The sequence below is a fragment of the Actinoplanes sp. NPDC019969 genome (genome assembly GCF_055562375.1).
On record NZ_JBVHFK010000006.1, the window covers coordinates 162,248 to 181,698 of the forward strand.

The 19,451-nt window shown below is 71.3% G+C and carries 18 protein-coding genes; 2 read left to right on the forward strand and 16 right to left on the reverse strand.

The window, feature by feature from the left end:
• Positions 1 to 113: 113 nt before the first annotated feature.
• The 12 genes from secG to rsgA all read right to left on the reverse strand — a co-directional run bounded on the left by secG (position 114) and on the right by rsgA (position 15,458).
• Positions 114 to 365, reverse strand: coding sequence for a preprotein translocase subunit SecG (gene secG, locus ACZ3II_RS19480; RefSeq protein WP_043521518.1), 252 nt, complete (start codon positions 363 to 365; stop codon positions 114 to 116).
• A gap of 93 nt (positions 366 to 458) precedes the next feature.
• The gene (tpiA, locus tag ACZ3II_RS19485; RefSeq protein WP_465519071.1) at positions 459 to 1,250 is read right to left on the reverse strand and encodes a triose-phosphate isomerase; all 792 of its coding nucleotides are present in this window, start codon (positions 1,248 to 1,250) and stop codon (positions 459 to 461) included.
• Positions 1,250 to 2,446 (reverse strand): phosphoglycerate kinase, encoded by a 1,197-nt coding sequence (locus ACZ3II_RS19490; protein WP_465519072.1) that lies wholly within the window; start codon positions 2,444 to 2,446, stop codon positions 1,250 to 1,252. Before ACZ3II_RS19490 ends, tpiA begins: the two co-directional genes overlap by 1 nt.
• 8 nt (positions 2,447 to 2,454) lie before the next feature.
• Entirely contained in the window at positions 2,455 to 3,453 is a 999-nt protein-coding gene (gap, locus tag ACZ3II_RS19495; RefSeq protein WP_465519073.1) for a type I glyceraldehyde-3-phosphate dehydrogenase, read from the reverse strand.
• A 319-nt stretch (positions 3,454 to 3,772) separates the two neighbouring features.
• A complete protein-coding gene (whiA, locus tag ACZ3II_RS19500) occupies positions 3,773 to 4,753 on the reverse strand; it encodes a DNA-binding protein WhiA (RefSeq protein ID WP_106317059.1) in 981 nt (326 codons plus the stop codon).
• A gap of 57 nt (positions 4,754 to 4,810) precedes the next feature.
• Positions 4,811 to 5,824, reverse strand: coding sequence for a gluconeogenesis factor YvcK family protein (locus ACZ3II_RS19505; protein WP_465519074.1), 1,014 nt, complete (start codon positions 5,822 to 5,824; stop codon positions 4,811 to 4,813).
• Entirely contained in the window at positions 5,821 to 6,747 is a 927-nt protein-coding gene (gene rapZ, locus ACZ3II_RS19510; protein WP_465519388.1) for an RNase adapter RapZ, read from the reverse strand. Before rapZ ends, ACZ3II_RS19505 begins: the two co-directional genes overlap by 4 nt.
• A 63-nt stretch (positions 6,748 to 6,810) precedes the next feature.
• The gene (gene uvrC / locus ACZ3II_RS19515) at positions 6,811 to 8,745 is read right to left on the reverse strand and encodes an excinuclease ABC subunit UvrC (protein WP_465519075.1); all 1,935 of its coding nucleotides are present in this window, start codon (positions 8,743 to 8,745) and stop codon (positions 6,811 to 6,813) included.
• A 90-nt stretch (positions 8,746 to 8,835) separates the two neighbouring features.
• Complete coding sequence (locus tag ACZ3II_RS19520) at positions 8,836 to 9,351, reverse strand: Rieske (2Fe-2S) protein (protein WP_465519076.1); 516 nt, start codon at positions 9,349 to 9,351, stop codon at positions 8,836 to 8,838.
• A gap of 218 nt (positions 9,352 to 9,569) precedes the next feature.
• Complete coding sequence (gene uvrA / locus ACZ3II_RS19525; RefSeq protein WP_465519077.1) at positions 9,570 to 12,524, reverse strand: excinuclease ABC subunit UvrA; 2,955 nt, start codon at positions 12,522 to 12,524, stop codon at positions 9,570 to 9,572.
• Between the two features lie 97 nt (positions 12,525 to 12,621).
• Complete coding sequence (locus ACZ3II_RS19530) at positions 12,622 to 14,385, reverse strand: hypothetical protein (protein WP_465519078.1); 1,764 nt, start codon at positions 14,383 to 14,385, stop codon at positions 12,622 to 12,624.
• 23 nt (positions 14,386 to 14,408) lie between these two features.
• Positions 14,409 to 15,458 (reverse strand): ribosome small subunit-dependent GTPase A, encoded by a 1,050-nt coding sequence (rsgA, locus tag ACZ3II_RS19535; protein ID WP_465519079.1) that lies wholly within the window; start codon positions 15,456 to 15,458, stop codon positions 14,409 to 14,411.
• A 193-nt stretch (positions 15,459 to 15,651) separates the two neighbouring features.
• Here rsgA and ACZ3II_RS19540 point away from each other — a divergent pair, with 193 nt between their 5' ends.
• Both ACZ3II_RS19540 and ACZ3II_RS19545 read left to right on the forward strand, forming a co-directional pair.
• Positions 15,652 to 16,347 (forward strand): maleylpyruvate isomerase family mycothiol-dependent enzyme, encoded by a 696-nt coding sequence (locus ACZ3II_RS19540; RefSeq protein WP_465519080.1) that lies wholly within the window; start codon positions 15,652 to 15,654, stop codon positions 16,345 to 16,347.
• Positions 16,348 to 16,992, forward strand: a complete 645-nt coding sequence (locus ACZ3II_RS19545; protein ID WP_465519081.1) for an MBL fold metallo-hydrolase — start codon at positions 16,348 to 16,350, stop codon at positions 16,990 to 16,992.
• Between the two features lie 60 nt (positions 16,993 to 17,052).
• Here the strand turns inward: ACZ3II_RS19545 and ACZ3II_RS19550 are convergent, their stop codons facing one another.
• The 4 genes from ACZ3II_RS19550 to ACZ3II_RS19565 are packed head-to-tail and all read right to left on the reverse strand — an operon-like array spanning position 17,053 to position 19,450.
• Positions 17,053 to 17,721, reverse strand: coding sequence for a hypothetical protein (locus tag ACZ3II_RS19550; protein ID WP_465519082.1), 669 nt, complete (start codon positions 17,719 to 17,721; stop codon positions 17,053 to 17,055).
• Positions 17,722 to 17,739: 18 nt separating this feature from the next.
• Positions 17,740 to 18,249 carry a SigE family RNA polymerase sigma factor gene (locus ACZ3II_RS19555; RefSeq protein WP_465519083.1) on the reverse strand — a complete coding sequence of 170 codons (510 nt, stop codon included), beginning with the start codon at positions 18,247 to 18,249 and terminating at the stop codon, positions 17,740 to 17,742.
• Positions 18,246 to 19,028 carry an aspartate/glutamate racemase family protein gene (locus tag ACZ3II_RS19560; protein ID WP_465519084.1) on the reverse strand — a complete coding sequence of 261 codons (783 nt, stop codon included), beginning with the start codon at positions 19,026 to 19,028 and terminating at the stop codon, positions 18,246 to 18,248. The genes ACZ3II_RS19555 and ACZ3II_RS19560 overlap by 4 nt, the downstream gene beginning before the upstream one ends.
• Positions 19,028 to 19,450, reverse strand: a complete 423-nt coding sequence (locus ACZ3II_RS19565) for a cytosine permease (RefSeq protein WP_465519085.1) — start codon at positions 19,448 to 19,450, stop codon at positions 19,028 to 19,030. The genes ACZ3II_RS19560 and ACZ3II_RS19565 overlap by 1 nt, the downstream gene beginning before the upstream one ends.
• Position 19,451 lies beyond the last annotated feature (1 nt).

Below are 19,451 nucleotides of genomic sequence, written 5' to 3' on the forward strand. Positions count from 1 at the left end.
TCTCGAGGGGCCTCTAGGGCTGTCGGCGACTCGCAGAATCGGACAGCGGAGACGAAAAACCGCGCGGCCGGAAAAACCGGCCGCGCGGCAGATTGTACGACTCTCGCGCGCTGTCAGGCGATCTGAACCTTCAGCCAGAAGCCCAACCCGACAATGCAGGCGAACCAGATGATTCCCACCAGCACCGTGTAACGGTCCAGGTTCTTCTCCGCGACCGAGGAGCCGGCGAGGCTGGAGGTCACGCCGCCGCCGAACATGCTCGACATGCCGCCACCCTTGCCACGGTGCAGCAGGATCAGCAGCGTCAGCAGGATGCTCGTGATGATCAGCAACACGATCAACGTGTAAGCGAACGCGATCGGCATCGTCGGGTCATTCCTCTCGAAGGGCACAGCAGCGGTCCCACAATAGCGGGTGCCCGGCCGCATGATACGGCCGGGCACGCGCGATTCTGCTTTCTAGCGTGCGACGTGCTCCGGGAAACGCACGATGGAGGCGAACTCCTCGGCGTCCAGGCTCGCGCCGCCGACCAGGGCGCCGTCCACATCGGGCTTCGCCATGATCTGCGCGATGTTGCCGGACTTGACGGAACCGCCGTACTGGATGCGGATCACGTCGGCCACCTCGGCGCCGAACTTCTCGGTCAGGCGCGCGCGGATCGCCCCGCACACCTCCTGAGCGTCCTCCGGCGTCGCGGTCTTGCCGGTGCCGATCGCCCAGACCGGCTCGTACGCGATCACGATCTGCTGGAGCTGCTCGGTCTTCAGGCCCTCGAGGCCCGCGTCGACCTGCGCCAGCACGTGCGACACCTGGTTGCCCGCCTCGCGGATCTCCAGGCCCTCACCCACGCAGAAGATCGGCACGAGGCCGGCCGCGAAGGCCGCCTTGTTCTTCGCGTTGATGAGCTCGTCGCTCTCGTTGTGGTACTCGCGGCGCTCGGAGTGCCCGACGACCACGTAGGTCGCGCCCAGCTTCGCCAGGAAGGACCCGGCGATCTCACCGGTGTACGCGCCACCGTTGTGCTGGGAGATGTCCTGCGCGCCGTACCCGATGGCCAGCTTGTCGCCCTCGATCACGGTCTGCACGGTGCGCAGGTCGGTGAACGGGGGCAGCACCACGGTCTCGACCGCGGCGAGCTGCTCGGGGGTCAGGCTGGCGGCCAGCTTCTGCACCAGGAGATTGGCCTCGTAGTGGTTGAGGTTGCTCTTCCAGTTGCCGGCGATGATCGGCTTGCGGGTCACGTCACCCATCACTTCTCCAGAGCGGCGACGCCCGGCAGCGTCTTGCCTTCGAGGTACTCCAGGGACGCGCCCCCACCGGTGGAGATGTGACCGAACGCGGTCTCGTCCAGGCCGAGCGTGCGCACCGCGGCCGCGGAGTCACCGCCGCCGACGACCGAGAAGCCGTCGATCTTGGTGATCGCCTCGGCCACGCCGCGGGTGCCCGCGGCGAACGGCGCCAGCTCGAAGACGCCCATCGGGCCGTTCCAGAACACGGTCTTCGCTCCGGCGATCGCCGACGCGAACAGTTCCGTGGACTTCGGGCCGATGTCGAGGCCGAGCCGGTCCGCCGGGATCTCCGACGCGGAGACCACGTCGTGCGCGGCGTCGGCGGAGAACTCGGCGGCCGCGACGACGTCCACGGGCAGCACGATCCGGCCCTGCGCCTGCTCCAGCAGATCGGCGCAGACGGCGACCATCTCGTCCTCGAGCAGCGACTTGCCGACCTCGTGGCCCTGGGCCTTGAGGAAGGTGAAGCACATGCCGCCACCGACGAGGAGCTTGTCCACCTTGGGCAGGAGCGCCTGGATGACGGCGAGCTTGTCGGAGACCTTCGAGCCGCCGAGGACGACGACGTAAGGCTGCTCCGGGCTCTCCGACACCTTCTTCAGGACCTCGACCTCCTTGAGGACGAGGCCACCGGCGTAGCGCGGGAGACGAGCGGCCACGTCGTACACCGAGGCGTGCTTGCGGTGTACGGCGCCGAACGCGTCATCGACGTAGAAGTCCGCGAACTTCGCCAGCTCGTCGGCGAAAGCGCCCCGAACCGCGTCGTCCTTCGAGGTCTCACCCTCGTTGAACCGCAGGTTCTCCAGCAGCAGGACCTGACCGTCCTCGAGAGCCTCGACGGCCGCGGAGGCGGAGGCGCCCACGGTGTCCTCCGCGAAGACCACCGTGGAGCCGAGCAGCTCACCCAGCCGGGTCGCGACCGGCGCGAGGGTGAACTTGGGGTCCGGCGCGCCCTTCGGGCGGCCCAGGTGGGACGCCACGATCACGCGGGCGCCCGCGTCACGCAGGGCGATCAGCGTGGGCAGGACCGCGCGGGCCCGGCCGTCGTCGCTGATGACACCCGGGTTTGCCTTGTCGAACGGGACGTTCAGGTCGGCGCGCACGAACACGCGCCGACCCGAGACACCCTCGCCGAGCAGGTCGTCGAGAGTCTTCATCGTGAAGATCAGGCCCCGACGAGCTTGACCAGGTCGACGAGACGGTTCGAGTAGCCCCACTCGTTGTCGTACCAGGAGACGACCTTGACCTGGTTGCCGATGACCTTGGTCAGGCCGGCGTCGAAGATCGAGGAGGCCGGGTCGGTGACGATGTCGGCCGACACGATCGGGTCCTCGGTGTAGACCAGGATGCCCTTGAGCGCGCCCTCGGCGGCGGCCTTGATCACCGAGTTGACCTCGTCGACCGTGGTCTCACGGGCGGCGGTGAAGGTCAGGTCGGTGGCCGAGCCGGTCGGGATCGGCACGCGCAGCGCGTAGCCGTCCAGCTTGCCCTTGAGCTCCGGCAGCACCAGGCTGACGGCCTTCGCGGCGCCGGTCGAGGTCGGCACGATGTTCAGCGCGGCGGCGCGGGCGCGGCGCAGGTCGCTGTGCGGGCCGTCCTGGAGGTTCTGGTCCTGGGTGTACGCGTGGATCGTGGTCATCAGACCCTTTTCGATCCCGATCGTGTCGTTCAGGACCTTCGCCATCGGGGCGAGGCAGTTGGTGGTGCAGGACGCGTTCGAGATGATGTTGTGCTTGGCGGCGTCGTACAGACCGTCGTTGACACCCATCACGATCGTGATGTCCTCGTTCTTGGCCGGAGCCGAGATGATGACCTTCTTGGCGCCCTTGTCGATGTGCGCCTTGGCCTTGGTGGCGTCGGTGAAGAAGCCGGTCGACTCGATGACGACGTCGGCGCCCAGGTCGCCCCACGGCAGGTTGTTCGGGTCGCGCTCGGCGAACGCCTTGAACGTCTTGCCACCCACGGTGATCTCGTCGGCGGTCGCCTTGACCTCCTGGCCGAGGCGGCCCAGGATGCTGTCGTACTTCAGCAGGTGAGCCAGCGTGGCGTTGTCGGTCAGGTCGTTCACGCCGACGATCTCGATGTCGGCGCCGGAGGCGAGAACCGCCCGGAAGAAGTTACGACCGATACGGCCGAAGCCGTTGATGCCAACCCGGATGGTCACAGGTGGTCTCCTCTTTACGGTCCGCCGGAATCTGCGACCGGCGGAGGGGTCTGCGTGCCGACCGAGCGAACGGCCGTCACAAGGCGTCCGGCTGCCGCGCCCACAAGCGAAGACGGGGGGCTCGACCGGACTGCCGGCACCGTCGCCGTCACCAGTGACCCTATCCGAGCCCGCATGCCCACGAAGCGCCGGGGCGCGACCTGAACGTTACCTAACTGGATCACGGCGGCGTTACCGGAAGCACCTTCAGCCTTCCCCGCCTGGCCCCCGGCGATAAGGACCGAAGGTCCCCCCATCAGGGTGATCGGCATCACCCTGATCAGCAGGCCATCATCTCCGGGGTGACCGCGGCCTCGGTGTCCGGAATGCCGAGATCCCGGGCCCGCTTGTCGGCCAGCGCGAGCAGCCGCCGGATCCGGCCGGCGATCGCGTCCTTGGTCAGCGGCGGGTCGGCCAGGGCGCCCAACTCCTCCAGGGACGCCTGCCGGTGCTCCAGCCGCAGCTGTCCCGCCGAGGTCAGGTGGTTCGGCGCCTCCTCGGAGAGGATCTCCAGCGCCCGGGTGACCCGGGCCGCGGCCGCGACCGCCGCACGGGCCGAGCGCCGCAGGTTGGCGTCGTCGAAGTTGGCCAGCCGGTTGGCGGTGGCGCGCACCTCACGGCGTACCCTCCGCTCCTCCCAGGCCAGCACGCTGGAATGCGCGCCGACCCGGGTGAGCAGCGCAGCGATCGCGTCGCCGTCCTTGATGACCACCCGGTCGACGCCGCGGACCTCCCGGTCCTTGGCCGTGATCCCGATCCGCCGGGCGGCCCCGCGCAGCGCCAGCGCCGCCTCCGGGCCCGGGCAGGTGATCTCCAGCGCGCTGGACCGGCCCGGCTCGGTGAGCGAGCCGTGCGCCATGAAGGCGCCCCGCCAGGCCGCCACCGAGCAGCAGACGTTGCCGCTGACCACGTGCTGGGGCAGGCCGCGCACCGGACGGCCGCGCACGTCGAGGAGCCCGGTCTGGCGGGCCAGCACCTCGCCGTCCTTGACGATCCGGACGATGTAGTGGCTGCCCTTGCGCAGGCCGCCGGAGGCCAGCACGTGGACCTCGCTCGGGTACCCGTAGACGTCGGCGATCTCCCGCCGCAGCCGCCGTGCCACCGCGCCGGTGTCCAGCTCCGCCTCCACGACCACCCGGCCGGAGACGATGTGCAGGCCGCCGGCGAAGCGCAGCAGGGCGGCCATCTCCGCCCGGCGACAGCAGGGCTTGGGCACGTCGACCCGGCTCAGCTCGTCCTTGACCGCTGCCGTCATCGCCATCGTGTTGTCACCTCATGCGCCGGATCTTGAACAATGTGTGCCGCACTACGTCTCTAATCAACGAGTGGCGCCCAATACTGGCACCAGGGCGGCGCCCAATGACTCAGGATCATGCCGTGGGCTGCCGTCCGCAACGGCGACGGGTACCAGAACGAGGTCGGCGCCCAGCTCCGCGGCGGCGGCCCGGACCGGCTCCGGCTCGCCCACCCACTTGGCGTCCGCGACCACCGTGTCGACCCGGAGATCGGGCAGGTACCACTGGAGGGCGGCCAGGTGGTCGGCGGTGGACAGCCCGCGCGTCTCCCGGTCGGGGCTCAGGTTGAGGGTGACCAGCCGCCGGGCCGGGCTCGCCACGATCGCGGCGGCCAGGTCCGGGACCAGCAGGTGCGGCAGGACGCTGGTGTACCAGCTGCCGGGCCCGAAGATCAGCCAGTCGGCGTCGCGCACCGCGGCGACCGCCTCGGGGCAGGCCGGCGGATGCTCCGGCCGCAGCCGCAGCGACGTCACCCGGCCGTCGGCGACCGCTACCGAGTGCTGCCCGGAGACGGTGACCCGCTCGCCGTCCGGCGCCACCACGTCGGCCTCGATCCCGACCGCGTGCAGCGCCATCGGCAGCACCCGGCCCTGCGCGCCGACCATCTCGGCGGCGTGGTCGAGGGCCGCGACCGGGTCGCCGAGCATCTCGATCAGCCCGAGCAGCACCAGGTTGCCGACGGCGTGCCCGGCCAGGGTGTCCTTGCTGCGGTCGGCGCGGCGCTCGATCCGCGGGCCGCGGCCGGCGGCCGGCGCGGCGTCCGGTGTCATCGAGGCGAACCGGTGCTGCATCAGCGTCGCGGTGAGCCGGTGCGCCGGGTTGTCGGCGGCCAGCGCGGCGAGGGCCTGGCGCAGGTCGCCCGGGGGCAGCAGGGCGTCCCGCTCGACCCGCAGGCGGCCGCTGGAGCCGCCGTCGTCGCCGACCGTGACGATCGCGGTGATCTCCAGGTCGAGGTCCCGCGCGCTGTGCCGCAGGGCCCGCAGCGAGGCGCTCAGCCCGTGCCCGCCGCCGAAGGCGACCACCCGGATCGCCGTCACTCGCGCCCCAGGTCGCGGTGCGAGGTGTGCGCGGACAGCCGCATGTCGCTGAGCCGGGAGGCCAGCTCCTCGGTGATGGCGACGCTGCGGTGCTTGCCGCCGGTGCAGCCGATCGCGACGGTGAGGTAGCGCTTGCCCTCCCGCTCGAAACCGGGGGCGGTGGCCGCGATCAGGCCGGCGTAGGTGGCCACGAAGTCGGTGGCGCCCTCCTGGCCGAGCACATAGCTGCTCACGCCCTCCTCCAGGCCGGTGTGCTCGCGCAGCTCGGGCACCCAGAACGGGTTGGGCAGGAAGCGGGCGTCCAGCACGTAGTCGGCGTCCGGCGGCAGGCCGTACTTGAAGCCGAAGGACAGGACGGTGATCCGCAGCTTGCGGCTGTCCTCCCCGCCGAACAGCTCCTCCACCCGGCGGCGCAGCTGGTTCACGTTCAGGTGGCTGGTGTCGATGATGACGTCGGACTGCTCGCGGGCCTCCTCGAGCAGCTTGCGCTCGGCGGCGATGCCGTCGGCCAGCCGCCCGTCGCCCTGCAGCGGGTGCGAGCGCCGCACCGACTCGAAGCGCCGGATCAGCACCTCGTCGTCGGCGTCGACGAAGACCACCCGCGGCGAGAAGCCGCGCTCCTTGAGGGCGCGCACCGCGCCGGCCAGGTCGGTGGAGAAGGCACGGCTGCGCACGTCCAGGACCATGGCGGTGCGCCGGGCGGCGCCGCCGGCCGCGAACGCCAGCTCGGCCATCTCCAGCATCAGCGCCTGCGGCAGGTTGTCGACCACATAGAAGCCGACGTTCTCCAGCGCCCGCGCGACCGTGCTGCGCCCACCGCCGGAGAGCCCGGTCACCACCACCAGGTCCGTCCCGGCCTCGTCGGGTTCCAGCACCTCGCCACTCCCGAGATCGCTCCCGGGATCACTTCCGAGGTCCGGCATCGCTTCGGTCACGCACGCCTCCTGCGTCGGTTTCGCGGACACAACATGGTAGGCCGGGAAGGGCTATCCCTCCGCGGGCTTCCCCGTCTCGGGTGAACGCAGCGCGGCCAGCACCGATTCCGCGGTCCGCCGGCCGATGCCGGGCACCTCGGTGATCTCCTCCGGGGTGGCCTCGGCGAGCCGTTTCAGCGACCCGAAATGCCGCAGCAGGGCCTTGCGGCGCACCTCGCCCAGCCCGGCGACCTCGTCCAGGGCGGACTCGGTCATCCGCTGCGACCGCCGCTGCCGGTGGAAGGTGATGGCGAACCGGTGCGCCTCGTCCCGCGCGCGCTGCAGCAGGTAGAGCGCCTCCGAGGTGCGCGGCAGGATGACCGGGAAGTCGTCGGCGGGCAGCCACACCTCCTCCAGCCGCTTGGCCAGCCCGCACAGCGCGACGTCGGTGACGCCCAGCTCGGAGAGGACCTCGGCGACCGCGTTGACCTGCGGCTGGCCGCCGTCGACCACGATCAACTGCGGGGGGTACGCGAATCGGCGCGCCTTGCCGGTCAGCGGGTCGATCCCCGGCATCTCGCCCTCGGCGGGCTCCGCCGGCGCGGCCTTGACCCGCGCGAACCGCCGCCGCATCACCTCGCTCATCGCCGACAGGTCGTCCAGGCCGCTGCCGTCGGGATTGCCGCGGACGATGAACTTGCGGTACTCGCTCTTGCGGGCCAGCCCGTCCTCGAAGACCACCATCGAGGCGACCACGTCGGTCCCCTGGATCTGCGACACGTCGAAGCACTCGATCCGCAGCGGCACGCTGTCCATCCCGAGCGCCTCGGCGATCTCCTCGAGCGCCTTGTTGCGGGTGGTCAGGTCGCCGGCGCGGCGAAGCTTGTGCCGTTGCAGCACCCCGGCGGCGTTGCGGGCGACCGTCTCCATCAGCGTCTTCTTGTCGCCGAGCTGCGGCACCCGCAGGGTGGCCCGGCTGCCGCGCCGCCCGGTGAGCCAGTCGGCAAGCGCGTCGGCGTCGTCGGGCATGGCCGGCACCAGGATCTCCCGGGGGACGTCGCCCTCGCCCTGCTCCTCGCCGTACATCTGGCGGCAGAAGTGGTGGACCAGGTCGCCGGTGGACAGGTCCTCCACCTTCTCCACGATCCAGCCGCGCTCACCGCGGATCCGGCCGCCGCGCACGTGGAAGACCTGGACGGCGGCCTCGAGCGGGTCCTCGGCGAACGCGACGACGTCGGCGTCGGTGCCGTCGCCGAGCACCACCGCCTGTTTCTCCAGGGCACGGCGCAGCGCCACCAGGTCGTCGCGCAGCCGGGCGGCGCGCTCGAACTCCAGCTCCTCGGAGGCCTGCAGCATCTCCCGCTCGACCCGCTTGAGGAACAGGTCGGTGCGCCCGCCCATGAAGTCGCAGAACTCGTCGACGATGGCCCGGTGCTGATCGGGGCTGACCCGGCCGACGCAGGGGGCCGAGCACTTGCCGATGTCGCCGAGCAGGCAGGGCCGGCCGATCTGGTGGGCGCGCTGGAAGACGCCGGCCTTGCAGGTGCGGGCCGGGAAGACGCGCAGCAGCAGGTCGAGGGTCTCGCGGATGGCCCAGGCGTGCGAATAGGGCCCGAAATAGCGGACGCCCTTGCGCTTGGCGCCCCGCATCACCTGCAGGCGGGGGAACTCCTCGTCGAGGGTGACGGCGAGGAAGGGGTACGACTTGTCGTCGCGATACTTCACGTTGAAGCGGGGGTCGAACTCCTTGATCCAGGAGAACTCCAGCTGGAGCGCCTCGACCTCGGTGCCGACGGTGACCCAGTCCACACTCGCGGCGGTGGTGACCATCTGCTGGGTCCGGGCGTGCAGCGACCAGACGTCGGCGAAATAGGAATTCAGCCGGTTACGCAGGTTCTTCGCTTTGCCGACATAGATCACCCGGCCGGCGGGATCGCGGAAACGATAGACGCCCGGGGACTCCGGGATGGTACCGGGAGCGGGGCGATAGGTGGACGGGTCTGGCACAACCTCAACGATAGTGCGTGGGACTGACAGAATTGCCCGGCCGGAGACCCGGCGCCGCCGCCACGGCCCGGGTCTCCGGTCCCGCGCGCGTCAGCCCGCGGTCACCACGTTGGTGCCGTCGAGGGCGACCTTGGTCTCGGACAGCGGCGTGCTGGCCGGACCGGAGGACGGCGCGCCGTCGTTGATCGAGAACAGGCTGTTGTGGCACCGGCAGATGATCGAGCCGTCCTTGATCTCCGACACCTTGCACTGCTGGTGCGTGCAGACGTTGCTGAACGCCTTGTAGGTGCCCTCGGTCGGCTGGGTGACCACCAGGTCGTCCAGGATCACGCCGCCGCCGACGGCCACCTTCGACGCCGCCACCAGCACGGTCCCGCCGGCGCCGCCGCTGGTGCTGCCGTCGGCCGCCGTGCTGCCGGCCGGGACCGGGTTGTCGGCGAAGTCGGAGCCGTTCGGGTTGGAGCCGGTGGAATCGGTGCCGCAGGCCGCCAGGACCGCGGTGGCGCCGAGCGCGCCGGCACCCATCAGGACGACGCGGCGGGTCGAGGCGGTCCCGGGAAGGTCCGGCCGGCTCTCGGCGTCGGTCCTCGGCTGCACGTCAGTCATTTGTCGCCCTCCACTACCTGTTCTCTGCCGCCAATGTCACGCGGAGTCGCTACCGAGTACGGATCGATGCCGTGATCAGTTCAACGTAGGCGAAAGCGAGATTCTCCCGCTTTCTCCGCGTTCGTCCGGCCGGTTTGCCGGGTGCCGACCCACCGCCGCACCCGGCCGACCTTAGGAGATCAACCGGGTGCGGTCGCTGAGAGTCGTCTAAGAACTTCTTAAATGGCCGCCGTCGCCTTCGCCCGCGACCGGGTGGCCCGGCCCTTCGGCGCGGCGCCGTTGGCCTTCGCCGCCCGCGCGGTCGCCGCCGCCGACCCGGCCGCCTCGCCGGACAGGCCGAGCATGGGGCGCAGGAACTGCCCGGTGTGGCTGTCCGGCACCTCGGCCAGTTCCTCGGGCCGGCCGGTGGCCAGCACCAGACCGCCCTTGCTGCCGCCCTCGGGACCCATGTCGATCAGCCAGTCGGCGGTCTTGATGACGTCCAGGTTGTGCTCGATGGTGATCACCGTGTTGCCCTTGTCGACCAGGCCGTTGAGCACCAGCAGCAGCTTGCGGATGTCCTCGAAGTGCAGGCCGGTGGTCGGCTCGTCGAGCACGTAGACGGTCCGGCCGGTGGAGCGTTTCTGCAGCTCGGAGGCGAGCTTCACCCGCTGGGCCTCACCGCCGGACAGGGTGGTGGCGGGCTGGCCGAGGCGCACGTAGCCCAGGCCGACCTCGTTCAGCGTGCGCAGGTGCCGGTGGATGGCGGGGAGCGCCGAGAAGAAGTCCGCGGCCTCCTCGATCGGCATGTTCAGCACCTCGGAGATGGTCTTGCCCTTGTAGTGCACCTCCAGGGTCTCCCGGTTGTAGCGGGCGCCCTTGCAGACCTCACAGGGCACGTACACGTCCGGGAGGAAGTTCATCTCGATCTTGATGGTGCCGTCGCCGGAGCAGTTCTCGCAGCGGCCGCCCTTGACGTTGAACGAGAAGCGGCCGGGACCGTACCCCCGGACCTTGGCCTCGGTGGTCTCGGCGAACAGCTTGCGGATGTGATCGAAGACACCGGTGTACGTGGCCGGGTTGGACCGGGGGGTCCGCCCGATCGGCGACTGGTCCACCCCGACGACCTTGTCCACGTGCTCCAGGCCGGTCACCGTGGTGTGCCGGCCCGGCACCTGGCGGGCGCCGTTGATCTGGTTCGCCATGACGGTGTGCAGGATGTCGTTGACCAGGGTCGACTTGCCGGAACCGCTGACCCCGGTGACCGCGATGAACTGGCCGAGCGGGAACGGCACGGTGATGTTGCGCAGGTTGTGCTCGCGGGCGCCGTGTACGACGACCTCCCGGCCGTCGGTCTGCGGGCGGCGGGTGGCCGGCACCGGGATCGCCTTGCGCCCGGAGAGGTACGCCCCGGTCGGCGACTTCTCGTTGGCCAGCAGCCCCTCGACCGTCCCGGAGTGCACGATCTGCCCGCCGTGCTCGCCCGCGCCCGGGCCGATGTCGACGATCCAGTCCGCCATCCGGATGGTGTCCTCGTCGTGCTCCACCACGATCAGCGTGTTGCCCAGGTTGCGCAGCCGCACCAGGGTCTCGATCAACCGGTGGTTGTCCCGCTGGTGCAGGCCGATCGACGGCTCGTCCAGCACGTAGAGGACGCCGACCAGGCCCGAGCCGATCTGGGTGGCGAGCCGGATGCGCTGCGCCTCGCCGCCGGACAGCGTGCCGGCGCCCCGGTCCAGGGACAGGTAGTCCAGGCCGACGTCGACCAGGAACCGCAGCCGGGCGTTGATCTCCTTGAGCACCCGCTCGGCGATCATCTTCTGCCGGTCGTCGAGCTGGAGGCCGGCCAGCAGCTGGGCGCAGTCGCCGACGGACAGGTTGCACACCTCGGCGATGCTCTTGCCGGCCACCGTGACGGCCAGGACCTCGGGCTTGAGCCGGGCGCCGCCGCACACCGAACAGGGCACGTCGCGCATGTACCCCTCGTACTTGTCGCGCGACCAGTCGCTCTCGGTATCGTTGTGGCGCCGCTCGATCCACTGCACCACGCCCTCGAAGCCGGTGTAGTAGGAGCGCTCACGGCCGTACTTGTTCCGGTACCGCACGTGGACCTGGTCGTCGGCGCCGTACAGGATCGTCTTCTGGACCCGGGTCGGCAGCGCCCGCCAGGGCGTGTCCATCTTGAAACCCTCGGCGGCGGCCAGCGCCTCGAGCAGCCGGGCGAAGTACTCCTGGGTGGTGCCGCCGGCCCACGGCTGGATCGCGCCGGCGCCGAGGCTCTTCTCCTCGTCCGGGATGATCAGCTCGGGGTCGACCTCCTTCTTCGTCCCGAGGCCGGAGCACTCCGGGCAGGCGCCGTACGGCGCGTTGAAGGAGAAGACCCGCGGCTCCAGGTCCTCGATGGCGAGCGGGTGGTCGTTGGGGCAGGCCAGGTGCTCGGAGAAGCGGCGCTCCCGGTCCGGGTCGTCCTCCGGCAGGTCGACGAAGTCGAGCAGGACGATGCCGCCGGCCAGCCCGAGCGCGGCCTCGACCGAGTCGGTGAGCCGCTGCTTCGACGAAGCCTTCACACTGAGCCGGTCGATGACCACCTCGATGGTGTGCTTCTCCTGCTTCTTCAGTTTCGGCGGCTCGGTGAGCGCGTGCACCACGCCGTTGACCCGGGCGCGGGCGTACCCCTTGGCCTGGAGGTCGGCGAAGAGGTCGACGTACTCCCCCTTGCGGCCGCGGATCACCGGGGCCAGGACCATGAAGCGGGTGCCCTCGGGCATCGCCAGGACCCGGTCGACGATCTGCTGCGGGGTCTGCTTGCTGATCCGCTCCTTGCAGACCGGGCAGTGCGGGATGCCGGTCCGGGCGAAGAGCAGGCGCAGGTAGTCGTACACCTCGGTGATGGTGCCGACGGTCGAGCGCGGGTTCCGGTTCGTCGACTTCTGGTCGATCGACACCGCCGGGGACAGGCCCTCGATGAAGTCGACGTCCGGTTTGTCCATCTGGCCGAGGAACTGCCGCGCGTACGACGACAGGGACTCCACGTACCGGCGCTGCCCCTCGGCGAAGATCGTGTCGAACGCGAGGCTGGACTTGCCCGAACCGGAGAGCCCGGTGAAGACGATCATGGCGTCGCGGGGCAGGTCGAGGTTGACGTCACGCAAGTTGTGCTCGCGAGCGCCACGGATTGTCAGTCGGTCGGCCACGGCCAGCCTCTCTGCCTTAAGAGCGAGTCCGTACAGGTGTTTGAAGTCGACCAGTCACTCTAGCCACGGGGTACGACATTTTCCGGCAGGAGGCCCCTCACTCTTCCGGGGGAACCCGCCAGATCTCCACGCCGCCCACCCATTGTGGCTCGCCCAGCACCTCGACCAGGACCGTGCGCAGCAGGTCGCCGTTACGGACCCCGGGAATCAGCACGACCACGGCCGCCCGCCAGTACGCCAGGTCGGCCCGGACCCGGTCCCGGTCGACGACGATCGGCGGCCGGTTGTACATCTGCGCGTTCAGCAGCAGCCGCGAGGTGTACCGGTGCGGCGCCGACCAGGACCCGGTGTCGTCGTCCGGCGGGTCCGCCGGGCCCATGAAGTAGCCCCGCGGCGTCGGATAGTCCAGGTTGTTGAGGGTCGCCCAGCGCTGCCCGGTCCGGCCACTGGTCACGTCCGGCAGCGGCACCGTGACCAGGGTCCTGCCGTCCGGCACGTACTCCCGCCAGGTCCCCGCGGTGAGGAACGCCGGCATCGGGGTCCCCTGCACCACCGGCAGCGGTTTCGGGAACAGCGGCACCAGGGCGAGGACCATCCCGATCCAGAACAGCCGCCGCCGGCGCCGGATCCGGTCGGCCGCGAACGCCAGCAGCACCCCGGCGACCGTGGCCGGCACCATCGCGAATCGCGTCACACTGACCAGGTCGATCACCGGCACGTGGCTGATCAGGCCGAACGGCAGCGGGATCCCGGTGTCGTGCCCGGCCACCCGCAACTGTGGCCCGAACGACATGAGCAGCAGCACCAGCCCGGCGATCGTGGTCGCCCGCAGCGCCACCGAGCGCCACAGCGCCACCGCCGCCACCACGATCATCACCAGGCCGGCCGGGCCGAAGAACGTGTTGTCCTCGGTCGCGCTCACGCTGAGCCGCTGCGCGACCGCCTCGCTGCCGGCCACCGACTGCCGCGGGAAGGCGCCGAGGGAGAGCAGGTCGGTGACGTAGTCGGTGGGCCGGAACGGCTGGCCGTGGTAGTTGCCGGGGCCGAAGAACTGGTACCAGAGCGGGTACGCCACCAGCACGCCCGAGGTCAGCGCGGCCACCCCGATCCCGGCCGTGAAGTGCCGCCACACCCGCCGCGCCTCGTCCCGCGCCATCGCCGCCCAGGCGACCGCGAAGATGCCCAGGGTCAGCGCGGTGAAGAGCAGCGCCTCCTCGTTGATGAAGATCTGCAGCACGATCAGCAGGCCCAGGACGATCCCGCCGCGCCGGGCCCGGCCCGGTTCGGCCAGCCGCAGCACCTGCCAGACGATGAACGGCAGCACGTAGTTGCTGACGAAGTTCACGTGCCCGGCCGCGTGCGAGATCATCGCCGGCGCGAACCCGCACCACAGCCCGCCGATCCACGCCGCGAGACGGCTGCCGAGCAGATGCCGGGAGAGCACCCAGTACCAGGCGGACGCGGTCCCGGCGAGGCCGGCGGTGATCAGCAGCGCGACGGTCACCCCGCCGCCGAGGAAGTGCGTGACCGGCGCCAGCGGCAGGGCCAGGGCCAGGATGGACGTGTTCGCCATCATGTTGACCCCGGCCGGCACGTTGAACCGGTCGGTGACGAACGGCGCCGCGCCGTCGAAGACCACCCGCTCCGCGTGCGCCAGCATGAACAGGAAGATCCCGTGGTCGTCGTCGTTGCCGTCCAGGACCCGCCCGTTCGGGTCGGCCCAGAGCCGGCTCAGCACCAGCACGGCGAGCCCCAGGAACCCGAGCAGGACCATGGTGTCGATCGGCCGCCACCGCCGCCGCGGCGCACGCTCCGTGACCTCCGCCGCCGCACTCCCGGTCATCTCGTCAGCCGCATGCACCGGCCGAATTCTGCCAGAGCCCGCTATAGGCGCCGGGCGCTCGGGGGTGTGGGGACGCGGCGCTGCCGGGCCAGCCGGGCCGACCGCCTGCCGCTCTCCACCTCGACCTCGCGGCGCAGTTTGCGCCAGCTGGCCAGGCGGCGCGGTGGCAGCGAACCGTCGGCGAGGGCGGCCTGGACGGCGCAGCCCGGTTCGCTCTCGTGCGAGCAGTCGTCGAAACGGCATCGCCGGGCCAGGTCGGTGACGTCGGCGAACGCCCGTTCCAGGCCACTGCCGGTGTCGAGCAGGCCGACGCCCCGGATGCCCGGCGTGTCGATGACCGTGCCACCCCCGGGCACGACGACCAGGTTGCGGTACGCGGTGGTGTGCCGGCCCTTGCCGTCGGCGTCCCGGATCGCCTGCACCGACATCACGGTGGCCCCGGCGAGGGCGTTGACCAGCGTCGACTTGCCGGCGCCGGACCGGCCGAGCAGCGCCAGGGTGCGGCCGGGGCCGACATGTTCGCGGAGCGCGCCGAGTCCCTCGTCACGCTGGACGCTGACCGGCAGCACCGGCACGCCGGGCGCGAGATCGCCGAGCTGCCGGGCCACCGCGGCCGGATCGGTGGTGGTGTCGCTCTTGGTGAGGACCAGGATCGGGTCGGCCCCGGACTCCCAGGCGAGGGCGAGCAGGCGTTCCACGCGGGCGTCGTCGGGCTCCGGATGGATCGGCTCGACGACCGCGACGGTGTCCATGTTGGCGGCCAGGACCTGCCCGGACGAGTCCTTGTCGGCGGTCCGCCGGATCAGTGTGGTGCGTCTCGGCAGCACCAGCTCGATCGTGGTGCGCCGGTCCGGCCAGTGGCGCAGGACCACCCAGTCGCCGGTGCAGGGCAGGTTGGCGGGGTCGCGGGCGGCGTCCAGCATGACGGCGCCGCCGAGACCGGCCCGGGTGGCGCCGGCCGCGGTCAGCACCGTGCACACGCCGCGGTCGGCGCGCAGCACCCGGCCCGCGCTGGCGTCGGACCGGTCGAAACGGCGGAACGAGGATGCGAAGTGGTCGTCCCAGCCGAGCTGGGACAGGTCGTACGACATGAGAACCCTTTACGGTCTGGGGGGACGGCAGCGCCTGATCAGGCGAAGGCCCCCGGGTGAAGGGACGCGGCGACTCGGAACTGCACGGTCCTCACCTCCTCCGCGGGTTGATCGATCGCGTCTGGCACCGACGGTACGGCCGAGGCGTCGCGGCGCGAAAGCGAATTCCGGCCGGGCCGGATAGGGTCGGTGGGTGACGATCGATCCGCTCGTGCTGATGACCGACGTGGAGGACGCCACCGAGGCGCTGCTGCGCGCCGTGGAGCCGCTGTCCGACGGCGAGATCGGCGCCCCGTCGCTGCTGCCCGGCTGGTCCCTCGGGCACGTGCTGACCCACCTGGCACGCAACGCGGACGCCCTGACCAACCTGCTGACCTGGGCCCGGACCGGGGTGGAGACCCCGGCCTACGCGTCCCGGGAGGCCCGCGACGCCGGCATCGAGGCGGGCGCGGCGCGTCCGGCCGCCGAGCAGATCGCCGACATCCGGGCCGCGCACGAGCGGTTCGCCGACGCGGCCGCGGCGATGCCGGCGGCGGCCTGGGCCACCCCGCTGCCGATGGCCCGGACCGCGGCGGTGGTGCCGTGGCTGCGGCTGTGCGAGGTGGAGATCCACCGGGTCGATCTGGGCCGCGGCTACACGCCGGCCGACTGGCCGGAGGCGTTCGCGCTGCGGCTGCTGCGGACGACCGCCGGCGACCCGCCGCCCGGCTCGCCCGACATGGTGCTGCGCCCGGCCGGGCTGGAGCATCCGCTGGTGATCGGCGCGGCGGACGGCCCGGTGATCAGCGGGCCGACCCGGTCGCTGGCGGCGTGGCTGGCGGGCCGTGCCGACGGCGCCGATCTGACCGTCTCGCCGGACGGCGAGCTTCCGACACCCGCGAGGTGGTAGGTGGGCACCGCATACACCGGAGACGTCGTCCGCGGCGGCGTGCCCGCCGTCCGTGACCTGGGCGGCGGCCTGACCCTGACGAAGGTCTCGGTCGGCGCCATGGACAACAACGCCTACCTGCTGAGCGCCGGCGGCGAGCAGTTGCTGATCGACGCGGCCAACGACGCGGCGACCCTGCTGGACCTGATCGGCCCGGCCGGGCTGCGCACCGTCGTGACCACCCACCGGCACGGCGACCACTGGCAGGCCCTCGCCGAGGTGGTGAAGGCCACCGGCGCCGAGTCGCTCGCCCACGCCGACGACGCGGCGGAGATCCCGGTGGTGACCCGCACCCTGCGTGACGGCGACACGGTCGAGGTCGGCGGCCACGTGCTGGACGTGATCCATGTGGTGGGGCACACCCCGGGCTCGATCATCCTGGCCTATCGGGGCGCCCACCTGTTCACCGGCGACAGCCTCTTCCCCGGCGGGGTGGGCAACACCCGCGGCGTGAAGGAGAATTTCGCGTCGCTGATCGACGACGTCGAGCAGAAGGTCTTCGGCCGGTTCGGCGACGACACCTGGTTCTATCCCGGCCACGGCAGGGACTCCACCCTCGGCGCGGAACGCCCGCATCTGCCGGAGTGGCGCGCCCGCGGCTGGTGACGAGACGCGGGGAGACCGGGGCGCTTACCTCGTCCCGGTCTCCCCGTTCCTACCTGCCGGTCAGCCCCGGCCCTGCTTGGCGTTCGGGTTGACCGTGACGGTCGCGGCGAACGCGGCGATCTGGTCGCGGGTCCAGTCGATGCCGTCCCAGACCTGGATCTCCAGGTTGACGCCGTCGGGCTGCTTGACGAACAGCGTCACCCCGGCGGAGCCGGGCCGCTGGACGAAGAAGCCGTCCTTGTCACCGACCCGCACGGGAGTGGGCTTCCCCGGCAGTTCGCCGTGCTCGTCGACGGACTGCAGCATCACGGCGACCTTGCCGACGAAGCTGTTCGGGTCCTTGTCGGCCATGCCCACCGGGCCGACGGTGAGGGAGCTGTCGGTGACGCCCTGCACCTCCCAGCCGGCCGGCACCTTGCCGACGGTGAAGGCGTCCGGCTGGGCGCCGCGGTAGTCGACCAGCTGGAAACCGCCGGCCGGGAGGGTGGCGGTGGTGGTCGCCGGGGCCTTCGCCTCGACCGGGCCCGGGGTGGGCGCGGTCGAACCGGCGGTGGCGAACGCGAACGCGGCGGCCACGGCGGCGACGGTGAAGGCGGAACCGGCGGCGGCCTGCGCGGTGCGGCGGCGGCGCAGTGCCCGCCGGCCCCGGGCCAGGTCGGCCGCGACCGTCTCCTGAGTCGGTTCAGCGGCCGGGCCGGCCAGGCCGGCCAGCCCGTCGTGAAGGTTCATCATCACAGTTTCTCCTGCTCAGAGGGTTGCCATGGAGGGATTCGGGCCGAGTACCGCGCGGAGCCGGTCGAGGGCCCGGGCGGTCTGGCTCTTCACCGTCCCCTCGGAGCATCCGAGGGCGTCGGCGGTGTCGGCGACGTCGAGGTCGTAGAAGTAGCGGAACACCAGCGCCGCCCGCATCCGTGGGGGCAGCTCCCGCAGGGCCACGCGCAGCCCATCGGAGAGCGAACCCTCGGGGAGCGGGACGGCCGCCCGGTCGGGAACCTCCGCCATCGACCGTTCACTACGCCGCCACCACCGGCGCCGCTCGTCGGTCAGCGCGTTCACCAGCGTCCGCCGGACGTAACCGTCCGGGTTGTCGGCTCGCTGGAACGCCGGCCAGGCGACGTACAGCTTCGTCAGCGTGGACTGGACGAGGTCCTCGGCCAGGTGGGCGTCGCCCGCCGTGAGCAGAGTCGCCGTCCGCACCAGCGCGGCCCTCCGGCTGACCACGAACTGGTGGAATTGCTCATCACGCTCGGTCTTCACACGAGCCCCTCCTTTGCTTTCACGCCTCCCTGACGGCTGTCACCTCCCGCGGGTTGCATGAAAGGACGCAACATCCCGGTGTACGGCTTGACCGGGGGCGCAGCGTACTCGTCCCGCTTCGACGTGCGCGGCCCCAGCGTGACCAGCGACTGCACGAGCAGGGTGGCCGCCGACACCCCGTCCACGACCGGCACGCCGAGTTCCGCGGACGCCGCGGCGCAGAACCCGGCCATCCCGGCGCAGCCGAGCACGATGACGTCGGAGCCGTCGTGGTCCAGGGCGTGCCGGGCCAGTGCCACCACCCGGGGCAGGACCGTGGGGTCGTCCTCCAGCGCGAGGACGGGGATGTCGCAGGAGTGCACGCCCCGGCAGGCGCCGGCGGGGGCGTACCGCTGGGCCAGATCATGGGCGCGTCTCCCCGTACGCCGCAAGGTGGTGACCACGCTGAAACCGCGACCGACCAGCATCGCCGCATGCATCGCCGCCTCCGCGATGCCGACCACCGGCCCGGCCGCGACCTCCCGCGCCGCGTCGAGCCCGGGGTCGCCGAAGCAGGCGACGACGTAGCCGTCCACCCCGGACCGCTCCCCCTCGGTGACCGCCGCGAGCAGGCCGGGCACGGACAGCGCCTCGTCGTAGTGGCTCTCGATGGAGGCCGGGCCCATCGCCGGGGTGACCGCTTCGGCGGTGACGCCCGGGCCGGCGACGGCCCGGGCGCTCGCCTCGATCACTCCGGTCATCGACGCCGTGGTGTGGGGATTGACGACCCGGATCCGCATCAGCGCCGCTTCACCAGCCCGAGGTAGACCAGGAAGCCCAGCCCGCAGCCGATGAACCAGCTGTACTGCGCCATGTCGGTCATCTTCCCGAGCACCGGGATCACCGCGATGACCGCGCCGGCCACCGTGGCGATGATCGCCGGCGGGTGGTAGCCCTTGCGGTAGTGGTAGGCGCCCTCCGGGGACATGGTTAACATCGCGTCCACGTCCACCTTCTGCCTGCGGACCAGGTAGTAGTCGGCGATCAGCGGGCCGATGAAGGCGCCGAGCGTCTCCGGGGTGTAGTGGACGACCTCCGGGTTGTTGTAGAGGTTCCACGGGGTGAGCAGCACCGACCCGACCGCGGCGATCATGCCACCGGCCCGCCAGGAGATCCGCTGCGGGCTGACGTTGGAGAAGTCGAAGGCGGGCGATGGCTGCACG

Excerpts from the sequence above, each read along its gene's own strand:
- secG (WP_043521518.1), bottom strand. The coding sequence starts at position 365 with ATGCCGATCGCGTTCGCTTACACGTTGATCGTGTTGCTGATCATCACG.
- tpiA (WP_465519071.1), bottom strand. The coding sequence starts at position 1,250 with ATGGGTGACGTGACCCGCAAGCCGATCATCGCCGGCAACTGGAAGAGC.
- ACZ3II_RS19490 (WP_465519072.1), bottom strand. The coding sequence starts at position 2,446 with ATGAAGACTCTCGACGACCTGCTCGGCGAGGGTGTCTCGGGTCGGCGC.
- whiA (WP_106317059.1), bottom strand. The coding sequence starts at position 4,753 with ATGGCGATGACGGCAGCGGTCAAGGACGAGCTGAGCCGGGTCGACGTG.
- rapZ (WP_465519388.1), bottom strand. The coding sequence starts at position 6,747 with ATGCCGGACCTCGGAAGTGATCCCGGGAGCGATCTCGGGAGTGGCGAG.
- ACZ3II_RS19520 (WP_465519076.1), bottom strand. The coding sequence starts at position 9,351 with ATGACTGACGTGCAGCCGAGGACCGACGCCGAGAGCCGGCCGGACCTT.
- rsgA (WP_465519079.1), bottom strand. The coding sequence starts at position 15,458 with ATGTCGTACGACCTGTCCCAGCTCGGCTGGGACGACCACTTCGCATCC.
- ACZ3II_RS19550 (WP_465519082.1), bottom strand. The coding sequence starts at position 17,721 with ATGAACCTTCACGACGGGCTGGCCGGCCTGGCCGGCCCGGCCGCTGAA.
- ACZ3II_RS19560 (WP_465519084.1), bottom strand. The coding sequence starts at position 19,028 with ATGCGGATCCGGGTCGTCAATCCCCACACCACGGCGTCGATGACCGGA.